The 11918-nt window shown below is 69.3% G+C and carries 9 protein-coding genes and 1 pseudogene; 2 read left to right on the top strand and 8 right to left on the bottom strand.

What is annotated here, in order from left to right; genetic code table 11:
- Positions 1 to 14: 14 nt before the first annotated feature.
- Complete coding sequence (locus ACN469_RS14100) at positions 15 to 1475, bottom strand: hypothetical protein (protein WP_498768059.1); 1461 nt, start codon at positions 1473 to 1475, stop codon at positions 15 to 17.
- A 193-nt stretch (positions 1476 to 1668) separates the two neighbouring features.
- Here ACN469_RS14100 and ACN469_RS14095 point away from each other — a divergent pair, with 193 nt between their 5' ends.
- The gene (locus ACN469_RS14095) at positions 1669 to 2409 is read left to right on the top strand and encodes a metallophosphoesterase family protein (RefSeq protein ID WP_498768057.1); all 741 of its coding nucleotides are present in this window, start codon (positions 1669 to 1671) and stop codon (positions 2407 to 2409) included.
- 78 nt (positions 2410 to 2487) lie between these two features.
- Here the strand turns inward: ACN469_RS14095 and sitI6 are convergent, their stop codons facing one another.
- Both sitI6 and sitA6 read right to left on the bottom strand, forming a co-directional pair.
- Entirely contained in the window at positions 2488 to 3228 is a 741-nt protein-coding gene (sitI6, locus tag ACN469_RS14090; RefSeq protein ID WP_498768055.1) for a SitI6 family double-CXXCG motif immunity protein, read from the bottom strand.
- A 7-nt stretch (positions 3229 to 3235) separates the two neighbouring features.
- Positions 3236 to 3796 (bottom strand): annotated as a pseudogene (gene sitA6 / locus ACN469_RS14085) (SitA6 family polymorphic toxin lipoprotein).
- A 288-nt stretch (positions 3797 to 4084) separates the two neighbouring features.
- Between sitA6 and ACN469_RS14080 the strand changes: the two are divergent.
- The gene (locus ACN469_RS14080) at positions 4085 to 5806 is read left to right on the top strand and encodes a DEAD/DEAH box helicase (RefSeq protein ID WP_498768053.1); all 1722 of its coding nucleotides are present in this window, start codon (positions 4085 to 4087) and stop codon (positions 5804 to 5806) included.
- A 6-nt stretch (positions 5807 to 5812) separates the two neighbouring features.
- Here ACN469_RS14080 and ACN469_RS14075 read toward each other — a convergent pair whose 3' ends face one another.
- From ACN469_RS14075 to ACN469_RS14055, 5 genes are all read right to left on the bottom strand, one after another.
- Positions 5813 to 6493, bottom strand: coding sequence for a Fe2+-dependent dioxygenase (locus tag ACN469_RS14075; RefSeq protein WP_498768051.1), 681 nt, complete (start codon positions 6491 to 6493; stop codon positions 5813 to 5815).
- 16 nt (positions 6494 to 6509) lie between these two features.
- Complete coding sequence (locus ACN469_RS14070; protein WP_498768049.1) at positions 6510 to 8723, bottom strand: TonB-dependent receptor; 2214 nt, start codon at positions 8721 to 8723, stop codon at positions 6510 to 6512.
- Between the two features lie 222 nt (positions 8724 to 8945).
- Positions 8946 to 10562, bottom strand: a complete 1617-nt coding sequence (locus ACN469_RS14065) for a PepSY-associated TM helix domain-containing protein (protein ID WP_498768047.1) — start codon at positions 10560 to 10562, stop codon at positions 8946 to 8948.
- 8 nt (positions 10563 to 10570) lie between these two features.
- On the bottom strand, positions 10571 to 11413 hold the full coding sequence (locus tag ACN469_RS14060) for an energy transducer TonB (protein ID WP_498768045.1): 843 nt from the start codon (positions 11411 to 11413) through the stop codon (positions 10571 to 10573).
- A gap of 153 nt (positions 11414 to 11566) precedes the next feature.
- A partial coding sequence (locus ACN469_RS14055; protein ID WP_498768043.1) for an NUDIX hydrolase occupies positions 11567 to 11918 on the bottom strand: 352 nt, incomplete at its 5' end.

The following is an 11918-nucleotide window of genomic DNA, read 5'->3' as shown; positions in this document are numbered from 1 at the left end:
CCGCACCCGCTCGACTACCCCGTCCTCGCGATGCGGTCGGGCGCTTCCGGGTGCCTCGGATTGCGGTCCAGTTCCTTCTCCTTCACCTTCTCCTCCGGGCGGGTGTGCATGCTGTTGAGCCGGCCGAGGAACTCGTCCTTCGGCATGCGCTCGGTGCGGCCCCAGGGGTTGGTGTACTCGACGTACTCCTCGCCCGTCTTCGGGTCCACGCCCGTGCCCGTCACCACCACCTGGTGGCCCCCGGTGCCCCAGGTCATGCCCACCGCCACCGTCTCACCGGCGGCCGTGCGCTCCTGGATGAGGTCCCACGCCTCCGCCTCCTCCTCGGCCCCGCCAATCCCAGACACCGTGTCGACCTTCCGGTCGAACACCGCCTCCGCGAGCCGGTCGAACTCGGACGGGTACAGGCCGCTGTGCGTCTTCTCCCCGTCCTCGTAGTGGGCGTCCGTCTTGTCCTGGTAATCCCTCTCACCGCCGTTCGCGACTTCCATGAACGCCGGCGCGATCAGCTCCTGGCTCTCCGAGCGGACGTCCTCTCCGTTCTTGGCCTCCGCGCCCAGCGCCTCGCGCTTCATCACCGTCTCGCCGTCCGCCAGCGTCACCTCACCCGACTCGCTCGCCAGTCCCGCGACGAGGCGCACGTACTCCGCCGGGTTCTCCAGGATGAGCTGGATGGACGCCGCGGTGGCCGCGCACGTGCCCTTGTTGCGCTGGTTGACGGACTCGGGCGTCGCCAGCTCCTGCACCACGTCCGACAGCAGCGCGCCCCGGTCAATCCCCTCGCCCAGCTCCTGCGTCTGCAGCGTGTGGAGCTGCTCCAGGAGATTTCCCTCGCCGCCCAGCGCCTCTTCACCCGGCAGCTTGCCCTCCAGGAGCAGTTTCTGGAGCGCGAGCGCCGCCACCGGATCGCCCGCGGGCTCCACCGCCATCAGCCCGTCGCGCACCGCCTGGTACTGCTGCTGCTCCTCGGGGGACAGGCTCCGCAGCGCCTCCTGCTCCAGCGCCGCGTTGGCTTCGACTTCGGCCACGGCCGCCTGGTGGCGCGGCGACGTCGGGTCCGTGTCCGCCGCGTCGTTCACGTCCTTGGCGTCACGGGTGATGGTGGCCCCCTGCGCCGTCTCCCGCTGGAGCAGGAAGTCCGCGCCACCCAGGAGGCGGTCCGCCTTGGCCAGCGCTTCCTCGCGCGTGCGGGGCGTGGTCTCGCCGTCGTGGAGGCTCTTGACGTTCGACTGCTGGCGGATCTTCTGGACGTCGAGGTCGTTGAAGACATCCCGACGCGTGGGTCCTGGAACGAACTCATCCGGGTTGATGGCCACCGCGGCCCGCTCCACGCCCTTCTGCGTCGGACGGGAGAAGCAGTCCTGCGACGCCACCACGGAGTTGCGGACCTCCGGCTTCGGCTGCGCCACGGGGGCGGACGTCTCGCTGCGAGAGGCGCGCGTCGGCGTGCCTCCGTTGGAGGAAATGCGCGTCATGGGGAGTTCTCCGGAGGTTTGGATGGCAGCCGGGCCCCAGGGGCACCTCGGCCGCGACTTCTTGAAGGGATTATCTCCGCACCCTCGGAGAAGTTGCGAAACCCGGACAACTCCTCCTCCCAGTCAGGCCTCCCCTCCATCGGAACGTCGCTGCGCCACTCGACGCCAGGACGCGTCATGCTGGGAGGCGACCATGGCCCTGGGCTCCGCTGGTTTCCTTTTCGCCGCCGTAGGTGACGTGCACGGACGGATGAACCGGATGGTGTCCTTCCTCCAGTCCTGGACGAAGAACGCGCACCGGGAGCTGGCCTTCGTCCTCCAGGTCGGAGACTTCGAGCCCCACCGCGACGAGGCGGACCTGGCGACCATGGCCGCCCCCGCCCGCTACAAGCACCTGGGCGACTTCGCGGACTACCACCAGAATCTGGGGCACGTGGGCGTCGTCGAGCCTCGAGGGCTGCGCGTCGTCGGCGTCTCCGGCATCCATGACGAGGGCGGCTTCCAGAAGCCCCATCTGCCTCTGTCCCGGCTCGGGAGTGTCTCTTCCAAGGACTTCACCTGCTTCAACGAAGAGGACATCGACCGCGCGATGGCGATGGAGCGGGCCGACGTCCTCCTCGTGCATGACTGGCCCTCCGGCATCATCGCGCCCCAGGACCGCGAGGACTTCGAGCAGCAGCGCCGCAGCCCCAACGCCGAAGCCGTGGGCAACGACTACGCGAGGCTCGTGGCCGAAGCGCTGGAGCCTTCGCTCGTGCTCTGTGGACATCTGCACAAGAGCTACCGGGGCACGCTTGCCCATGCCTCCGGCCGCGTCTCCCAGGTGTGTTGTCTCGCCAGCGTCGAGCAGGGCGCGGACGCCTTCGCCGTCTTCCACGCCACCCCGATGGGGCTTCTCGAGGTCACCCGGCTTGGGGCTCCCGAGCAGGGCTGAGGCCCGGGGCGGCGGGGGTGGACCCTCACGCCGCTCTTCCGAAACGGCTACCAGCGACGCTGGATTATCCCCTCGGCGCTAGGGCGCGGGCCGTGGTGGACGATCAGGGTGGCCGGCGAAGTCCTTCGACGCCAGCTCGACCAGGAGGATGTCACTGGGGTCCTCCATCGCGTCGAGTGCGTGCGCGAATCGTTCGGACGCACAGACCACGGTGGGAGCGTCCTCGAGCCTCCACAGGTCCAGGTCGGGGACCTGGGCGCTATCGAGCCAGTACCGCTGCGGCAGTTCCAAACCGGTGCGGCCGCATACGGCGCACGGCGCCTGGACGGTGGATGGAAGACACTCAGGGGCCAGTCGTCCATGTGGCAGAATCTGCAGCTCGAGCAACTCCGCGACGCTGCGGCGCAGCTCGTGGCGGACGGGCGATATGCCGCGCAGGTCCGATAGATACTCAAGCGCGTCTGCGCGAACCCAGACCGTCCAGGGGTCCGTGAGCGTCACGGGGCCCCATTGCCCGAGAGCGGTCCCCGTTGCGGGGCCAAACTCCGTCCCGGGCTCGAGGAGCGCTCCGGGAGGACATAGGGGCCGCACCAACTCGCGCAACTCCACCACCTCACCCCACTGCGCCGGTCGCGGCTCCTCCAGGCGTCTCGCCCAATCCGCGCCCGAGAGGTCAACGGATGGATACGCGAGGATGCCGCCCCAAGTCTCTCGACATCCTGGACAGTCCTCGACCCCAGGGAGGCTCCACTTGCGCGTGGCGTGGAGTGCCGCGCTCCACCGCCGACGCGCTGGGGGGCGTAGCTCGTAGACGCGCATGACGTCCTCACGGGGGCGGGAGAGGCGGGAGGTAGAGGTGTTGATAGTACGTCACCGGGATACCAAACACGTTGTACTTGCGTATCAGCTCGCGAGCGAAATCGAAGTGCTCCGCCTTGGTGGCGCGGCCCGCCGTCCTGCGGCGCCACTCAAGCCACTCGGTATTCCACGGGCCCCCGTCTCCGTCCTTGTGCAAGGCCCGGTGATGGGTCACGTCGATGATAACGGTCCAGTCATGCACGGCGATGCCTTTGGACCGAAACTACGCCTCTTGAGCTTGGGGGAATATGTGGTGCCGCTCATGCGGCCGATTTCGCCAGAGCGCATAGCGCCGTTCGGCCTCACGTTGGGATGGCAAGGGTTCTGGCGGGTACCAGTTGAACACCATTGCCTTGGTGGACCGGCTGGCCTGTGCGGCCCCCCAGTTACGGTGGGGAGAAGATGGTGCTTGCGGAGGCGCGATGACGCCCGCGGGGCGCTGGAGCACCTTGCGCGACTCTCCGCCAGGAGGTTGCGTGGTGCTCGCGCATGCAGCGAGCAGGAGCGTGAGGGTGAGAGTGGCGCGCATGTGTCTCCCCAAGGGATTCGATCATCGTAGACCGCAATCCAAGTGCCGCTCCTCGCGAATCCGCCCCCCGCGAGTTGGCGCCGCTCAGCTCCGACGATGCGCTTCTCCGGACACTCCTTCCGGACGAAGAAGCCTGCCCCATCGGGTCTTTCTGTCGCCTCGGCCCCTCACGGACCCTCGGAACACGGGCTTTTTGCCCACCAGCGCCCACCAGGGCCGCGATAGATGTGGGACAGAACGGTGATTCTTAGAGCCACGAGGGTGGAAGCCGGTGGTACAAGCCCCGACGTGACTTCCGCACCGCCGTCCTCGCCCCCCGATGTTTCCTTCGAATCCCTGGGCCTCAAGCCCCAGCTCGTGGAGGCGCTCAGTGCCCTCGGATACGAGGAGCCCACGCCCATTCAGCAGGCCGCCCTTCCCCCCCTTCTCGCCGGGAAGGACCTGCTCGGTATCGCCGCCACCGGCACCGGCAAGACGGCGGCCTTCGCCCTCCCCCTCCTCCACCACCTGACTCCGGGTGAGGCGGGCCCCCACAACACCTCCGCCCTGGTGCTCGTCCCCACGCGCGAGCTGGCCATGCAGGTGTCCGAGGCCATCCACCGCTACGGCCAGAAGCTCGGCGCCACCGTCCTGCCCCTCTACGGCGGCCAGGTCATCGGCCAGCAGCTGCGCGTGCTCAAGCGCGGCGTGGACGTCGTCGTCGCCACCCCGGGCCGCGCCCTGGACCACCTGCGCCGAGGCACGCTCCAGCTCGAGAACGTCCGCACCGTCGTGCTCGACGAGGCCGACGAGATGCTCGACATGGGCTTCGCCGACGACCTGGAGGCCATCCTCTCCGGGACGCCCGAGAACCGGCAGACCGCCCTCTTCTCCGCCACCCTGCCTCCGCGCATCGCCAGCATCGCCGAGCGCCACCTGCACGAGCCGGTGCGCGTGCGCATCGCCAAGGAGAAGGTGGAGCCGGGTGAGCTGCCCCGCATCCGGCAGACCGCCTACGTCGTCCCGCGCTCGTTCAAGATCGCCGCGCTGGGCCGGCTGCTCGACGTGGAGTCCCCCACCGCCGCCATCATCTTCTGCCGCACCCGCACGGAGGTGGATGACCTCACCGTCTCCCTCAACGGCCGGGGCTGGCGCGCGCACGCGCTCCATGGCGGCATGACGCAGGAGCAGCGGGATCGCGTCATCAAGCAGCTCAAGTCCCACGGCACCGACCTGCTCGTCGCCACCGACGTCGCGGCGCGCGGCCTGGACATCCCCCGTCTGTCCCACGTCGTGAACTTCGATGTGCCCAACGCCCCGGAGGCGTACGTGCACCGCATCGGCCGCACGGGCCGCGCGGGACGCGAGGGCGTGGCCATCACCCTGGTCGAAGCACGCGAGAGCCGGCTCTTGCGCAACATCGAGAAGGTCACCGGCCAGCGCATCACCGTGTCCACCATCCCCACCGTGGCGGACCTCCGGGCCCGGCGCCAGGAGCTGATGCGCGCCACGCTGCGCGAGACGCTGGTGGCCGGCGGACTGGAGTCGCTGCGCAGCATCGTGGAGGACCTGGCCGGCGAGTTCGAGCCGCTCGACATCGCCGCGGCCGCCGTGAAGCTGCTCCAGGACTCGCAGGATGAAGGACGCGCGAAGGAAGAGGACGAGATTCCCGCCAGCGCGCCCTCGTCGGAGCGGACGTCCCGGTCCAGTGGCCCCTCGGCCGGGCCGGGAGGACGTCCTGCCCGCTCGGAGCGGGGCCCGCCGAAGCGCCCCGCCGGCCCTCCGTCGTGGGACACCACCCGGCTGTGGATTGGCGCGGGCCGTCAGGCCGGCATGCGTCCCGCGGACCTGGTGGGCGCCATCGCCGGAGAGGCGGGCCTGGAGTCGTCGCAGATCGGCGCCATCCAGATCGCCGACGCGTTCTCGCTCGTGGAAGTCCCGGAGCCGGATGCCAACCGTGTCATCGCCGCGCTGAAGGCGGCGACGATTCGCGGTCGCAAGGTGGTGGTCCGCAAGGACCGCGGCAACTGAGGGACGTCAGGGCTCCGCCCACTGGCGGAGCAGGTTGTGGTACACGCCCGTCAGCATGACCAGTGAGGCGCTCTTGGGCACCTCCTGGTTGAGCTGCATGATGGCGGTGTCCAAATCAAACAGCAGGGCGCGCTGGGACACGTCGCGCACCATGCTCTGAATCCAGAAGAACGAAGCCAGCCGCGCGCCCCGCGTCACCGGGGTGACGTGGTGCAGGCTCGTGGACGGATAGAGGATGAGGTCCCCCGCCGGCAACTTCACCGCGTGGTGGCCGTACGTGTCCTCGACCACCAGCTCTCCGCCGTCATAGCTGTCCGGCTCGGAGAGGAAGAGCGTCGCGGACACGTCGGTGCGCACGCGCTGCCCCGTCCCGGGCATGAAGCGGATGGCGCCGTCCACGTGCGAGCCGAAGGACATGCTCGTGTCGTAGCGGTTGAACAGCGGAGGAAACACGCGCTGCGGGAGCGCGGCGGAGATGAAGAGCGGACTGCGCTCCAGCCCCGCCAGGACCAGCTCCCCCAGCTCCCGCGCGGCGGCGCCGCCCTCGGGGAGCTGGAGGTTCTTCTTCACCTGGACGGACTGGTGGCCGGCGGTCACCTTGCCGTCCGTCCAGTCCGCCTGCTCCATCACCGCGCGGCAGCGAGCCACCTCGGCGGCGGTCAGGACATTGGGAATGTGCAACATCATGACCGCGAGCCTTTCGCTAGAAGCGGTAGCGCGCCGTCAGCAGCGCGGACACGCCATCCGCGGGGACGGCGTGACCCCCGTAGTACTGGTCGTAGTACAGCGTGTCGGTGAGGTTGTAGACGTTGAGCTGGACCTGTGCCTTTCCGAACGCGTAGCTGGCGAAGGCATCGAAGCGCCAGAAGTTCGGCACGTAGCTGGTGGCCGTGGTGGCAGCCGCCGGATTGCTGACGCTCGTCACGTCCTGGTAGACGGCGCCGCCGCCCACGGTGAAGTCCTTCAGCGGAGAGTACGTCGTCCACAGCGAGAGGCTGTGGCGCGGCGTGTTGGGCAGCCGCTGGCCCACGAGGAACGCGTTGGTGTGCTCCAGGATGGCGGAGTCCATCAGGGTGTAGTTGGCGAGCACCTTCCAGCGCTCGACGATGGTGCCGGCGATGCCCACGTTGAAGCCCTGCACGCGCTGCTCACCCTCGAGCACCTGCGGCGGCCCCTCCGGGTCCGTGTTGGGCACGCGCGCGTCCGTCTTGGTGATTCGGAACACCGCGCCCGTCAGCCCGAGCCGGCCGTCGAACAGGTCCGCCTTCGCGCCCGCCTCCAGGATGGCGTTCTTCTCCGGGTCCAGGCTCACGGTGTCCGCGGACACCGAGCCCAGCTCCGCGGAGGGGCTGGAGGAGGTGCCATACATGCCGTAGACGCTCACCTTCTCCGTCGGGTGCAGGACGACACCCGCACGCCAGTTGAAGAGGTGGTCGCTCTTGCGCAGCCGCGTCTTGGCGCCGGTGTTGCCCGTGGTGGAGTAGTCGGTGTTGAAGACGTCCCAGCGCAGCGAGCCCACCAGCTCCAGGTACTGACCGAGCTGCACCTGGTCCGCGGCGAAGAGGCCGAGCGTCCGCTGGATGCTCACGTTGGAGCCGGAGAACACCGGCGACACCGCGGACAGGTCCGGCTCCGCGTCCGGGTTGAACAGGTCCGCGGGGATGTTGGGGCCGCCAGGCAGCCCCACCGCGTTGAGGTTGTCACGGGACTGGCCGCGCTTCTCCCACGACAGCTCCACGCCCGCGTTCGCGGTGTGCTTGATGAAGCCCGTCTCCACCTCGCCGCCCACGGTGGCCTGGTTGGAGACGACGGAGTTGTCGGTCTCCGTCTGGAAGCGCTGCCGGCCGATGGTGGTCGGCGCGCCCGCCGGGGTGAGCCCGCGCGGCGCGGTGGGACTGGCGAAGCGGTCCACGCGGCCGAAGCGCAGGGTGTTGGTGAACTGGAGCTGCTCGCCCAGGCCCTGGGTGATACGCGCCGTGGCGACGTGGGCATCCACGCGCTCGGCGTCCGCCTTCACGCCGTAGAAATTGCCGCGCGGGACATCTAGCGTCTCCGTGACGGGCTTGCCGTTGAAGTAGGGCACGCCGTAGTCAGGCAGGCCGTCCTCGCGCTGGAAGAGGTAGTCGAGCTCCAGCGTGGTCTGCTCCGCCACCTTGAAGCGCAGCGAGGGCGCCAGGCCCAACCGGTTGTCCTTCACCACGTCGCGGCCCGCCGTGGAGGCCAGCTGGCCCATGAGGTTGAGGCGCGCCTGGAAGTTCTCCGACACCGCCTCGTTGAGGTCCGCTTCGACGCGGCCCGACGGCGCGGTGCCGCCGCTCAGGGCGACTTCCTGGAACGACGTCCGCTTGGGCTTCTTCGTCACCAGGTTGATGGCGCCGCCCGTGGAGCCACGGCCGAAGAGCACGGAGGACGGACCGAAGTACGCCTCCACGCCCTCCAGGTTGAACGTGTCGCGGGTGAACCAGCCCAGGTCTCGCGCGCCGTCGCGGGACACGTCGTTCTGCGCGGAGAAGCCACGCAGGATGAAGGCGTCACCCTGACGGCCACCTTCGCCCGCGCTCATGGTGATGCCGGAGACGTTGCGCAGCGCATCCCGCACCGTGGTGGCCTGCTGCTCCTCGAGCACCTCCTCGGGAACCACCGTCACGGACTGCGGCGTGTTCACCAGAGCGCGCTGGACGCGGGGCAGCGAGCTCTCACGGACCTGATAGCCCTCGGACTCGCCCTGCACCTGCACGGTGGGCAGGGTGAACTGACCCTCGGTGCCCTGCGTCTCCGGGGTGGCCTGGGGCTCCACGGGAGCGGCGACGGGCGCACCCTCCACCTGCGCCGACGGGGACTGCTCGGCCACCGGCACCTGCTGCGCCTGCTCCTGCGCCACCGCCCCACCGGCCGCCAGCGCCGACGCGAGGCCCATGGCGGGACCCCACGGCCTCAGCGCGGAACGAATTCCACCGGTGTGACCCGCGCTCGTCCGGATTCCAGGGCTGCGTGACTTGATGAACGACATGACTCTCTCCCACTCCGCGGTCCCGAAGGGCCCGTTCCAGGTAAATTGCGAATGACTACGATTTTCAGAATCAGCTGAGAGACGCCTCGAAGGCGTCGCGGGGACATCGCCCGCCCGTGTCGACGTGTCCTAGGCGGGGGTCTCCGACGAGCTCGCGGACGCGGGCTCGGGTGAGACGGGCACAGGCGTCGAGGCCTGGGGTCGGCGCTTCGGGAAGAAGCGTCGCCACGACAGGGCGAAGCCGGTCCACACGAGGAAGACACCGCCCAACGAGGCGAGGGCGGCGATGAACTGGCCCACCCAACCGAGCGCCTCTCCGGTGTGGAGGAAGCGCAGCCAGGTCCTGAGCTTGCGGCCGGTGTTGAAGTCCGCGAAGCCCTCGCGCTTCGCGACGGCGCCGGAGAACGGATCCACCGAAAACTGCGTGGACGCGAACAACGGCCAGCCATCCTGCTGCTTCACCGCGAAGGTGACGGCGTCGACCTTGCCATCGGAGTCGCCCTTCCCTCCGCGCGATGAACCCTCGGCGCGGCGTTCGCCCTCAGCACGACGCTCGCCCTCAGCACGACGCTCGCCTTCGCCACGGCGCTCACCCTCGCCACGGCGCTCACCCTCGCCACGGCGCTCGCCTTCGCCACGACGCTCGCCTTCGCCACGACGCTCGATCTCGCCACGACGCTCGCCCTCGCCACGACGCTCGCCCTCGCCCTCAACGCGACGCTCACCTTCAACGCGACGCTCACCTTCAACGCCCGGGCGACGCTCACCCTCGGCGACAGGAGCAGCGGCGCGAGGACCCGCATCACCCTGCCCCGTCGTCGCGGGCTGCGCGGCAGGCGCCTGACCCGACGGCTCGGACGGCTTGCCCTGCCCGCCCTGCGGACCAGCGCCTCGGGGCGGCGACGGCAGTCGATACGTGATGCTCGCCCAATCGGGAACCTGCTCCTGGACCGTCGCGAGGAGCACACCCAGCTCCTTGCGCTGCGCTCCGCCCTCCGGCGGCGCCACCTTCACTCCAGCGGATCCCGGAGGACCCTGCGTCGCGGGCGCCGGGCTTCCCGTCACCGTGTAGACGAAGTCCGAGGCCCACTTGTACGAGATGACCATGCCCGACGCCGTGAGCACGACCAGCACCGGCATGCTCCAGAGCCCGATGACGTTGTGCCAGTTGAAGTCGCGCGCCTTGCCCTTCAAGCCACCGCGGAACCACACCACCGGGCGCACCGTCTTCAGCGTCCACTTGCGCGGCCACCACAGGTAGAGCCCCGACAGCGCCAGGAAGAGGAAGCCCGCGTTGGAGGCACCCGTGATGGCCTTGCCCACGGGGCGTCCGTCACCACTCGTCGCGAGCCACCGGTGCCACTCCTCCATTACATGGAAGAAGTCGCGCCACCCCTTCGCCCCGCCCTCCCGCACCTCGCCCGTGTAGGGATTGACGAACACGACACCGCTGCGCCCCAACGCCACCTGCGCGGCGGCCGTCGCGGACGGATACACCGTGACGCCAGACACCTGGGCCTCGGGCTTCGCCTCGCGCACCCTGGCCACCAGTGCCTCGATTGGCAGCCGCCGTGCATCACCCTCTGGAACGAGCACGGTGCGAGCGTCCGACTCCGCCCACTCGAGCATCTGGGACTCGAAGGCGATGGCCACCCCTGTCACCGACATGATGGCGACGACGAGGCCAGCGATGACACCCACGACGAGGTGAATCCAGAAGAGCGTCTTGCGTAACGGGAGGGCCATGGCCTGCTTCACTTCAAGGAGAACTGGACGGGAAGCTCGAGGATGACACGCACGGGCTTGCCCTGGCGTCCGATGGCCGGCGAGAACCGCCACCGATTGACGGCCGCGATGGCCGCCGCGTCGAGCATGGGAATGGAGCGGATGATCCGCGTGTGCTCGGTCTCCACCTCACCGTCGGTGCCGACGATGATGCGGACCAGGACGAGCCCCTGGACGCCGTCGACGCGAGCCCGTCGGGGGTACTCCGGCGTGAGCTGCTTCAGGACGGACGGAGGCCGCAGCACCTGCCCCAAGCCCACCGCCTCGCCCATGCCACCCGGCGCGCCCACGATGCCGCCCTGCGTGCCACCCGCCACGCCACCGGCGACACCGCCCGGCACGCTCGGCGCCGAGGTGTCCTCGGAGGCCGCCTGCGCGGAGGCTTCGGGCTCATTCGTCGGAGCCTCGGGAGCGGCGGGAGTCTCCTCGGATGGCGTGGGCTCGACGACCTCGGGCTTCGGCGTCGGCACCAGGGCCCGAGGCGCCACCACCGGACGAGTCATGCGCGGGCGGGCCTGCCGAGAAGCGCGCTCGGCCGAGGCGGGACGGGACGGACCTCCCGACGCGGGAGGCGGAGGCGCGAAGGACAGGAACACCAACTCCGGCTCCTCCTCCACCGGGGCCTTCTCCGCGCGCGCGGGCAGGGCCAGCCCCACCACGAGCACGCCCACGTGCACCACCACCGCAGTGACGAGCGCCCAGCTCCAGCGCGCCCAGAGACCTTCTCCTTCCGACGACTCGCCCAGGCGGAACAACCGCCCGGACGACTCCACGCTCCGCTCGGCCAGCGGGCCGCTTTCCACGGAGGCCATGTCGAAATTGAGAATCATTCTCATGTTCAGGAGCCCTAGAACTACGCCCACAAGCCAGGGCTCGTCAACGCGCCAGGTCAACCTTGAGACATTTGTTTCATCACCCTCGCAAATACACGCACTGCCCGAGCAAAAACCCAGACATCTCGTGTTTCAGAGCCGCGTGTAATTCCAGCTCAACGCGCGTCCCCCGGAATACGGCATGACACCGTGAAACGGCCGAGGGTCCGCATCGAACACGAGCGGCAGGAAGTGCCGGTCTCCGTCCCACATGGGCAGGCCAGGAAGCTCGGTGAGCGGCACCCAGGACAGCGTGCCCTCCGCGTTGCGCTCCAGCGGCGTGCCCTCGAAGGCGTCGATGCGGAAGACGAAGCCGAGCCAATCCTCTCCGTGCTTGCCGAAGCCGGGCCAGGACAGCGTGCCGCGAAGGACCATGCGCGTGCACTCGATGCCGGCCTCTTCGCGAATCTCACGGCGCATGCACGCCGCCACGTCCTCGTCGCGC

This window comes from Corallococcus terminator, assembly GCF_049194865.1.
In the GTDB taxonomy this organism is placed as follows: Bacteria; Myxococcota; Myxococcia; order Myxococcales; family Myxococcaceae; genus Myxococcus; species Myxococcus terminator_A.
This window is presented reverse-complemented; position numbering and strand designations above follow the sequence as displayed.

What these genes read in the sequence shown, in the direction of transcription:
- ACN469_RS14100 (WP_498768059.1), bottom strand. Translation starts at nt 1,475, where the DNA reads ATGACGCGCATTTCCTCCAACGGAGGCACGCCGACGCGCGCCTCTCGC.
- ACN469_RS14095 (WP_498768057.1), top strand. Translation starts at nt 1,669, where the DNA reads ATGGCCCTGGGCTCCGCTGGTTTCCTTTTCGCCGCCGTAGGTGACGTG.
- sitI6 (WP_498768055.1), bottom strand. Translation starts at nt 3,228, where the DNA reads ATGCGCGTCTACGAGCTACGCCCCCCAGCGCGTCGGCGGTGGAGCGCG.
- ACN469_RS14075 (WP_498768051.1), bottom strand. Translation starts at nt 6,493, where the DNA reads ATGATGTTGCACATTCCCAATGTCCTGACCGCCGCCGAGGTGGCTCGC.
- ACN469_RS14070 (WP_498768049.1), bottom strand. Translation starts at nt 8,723, where the DNA reads ATGGGCCTCGCGTCGGCGCTGGCGGCCGGTGGGGCGGTGGCGCAGGAG.
- ACN469_RS14065 (WP_498768047.1), bottom strand. Translation starts at nt 10,562, where the DNA reads ATGGCCCTCCCGTTACGCAAGACGCTCTTCTGGATTCACCTCGTCGTG.
- ACN469_RS14060 (WP_498768045.1), bottom strand. Translation starts at nt 11,413, where the DNA reads ATGGCCTCCGTGGAAAGCGGCCCGCTGGCCGAGCGGAGCGTGGAGTCG.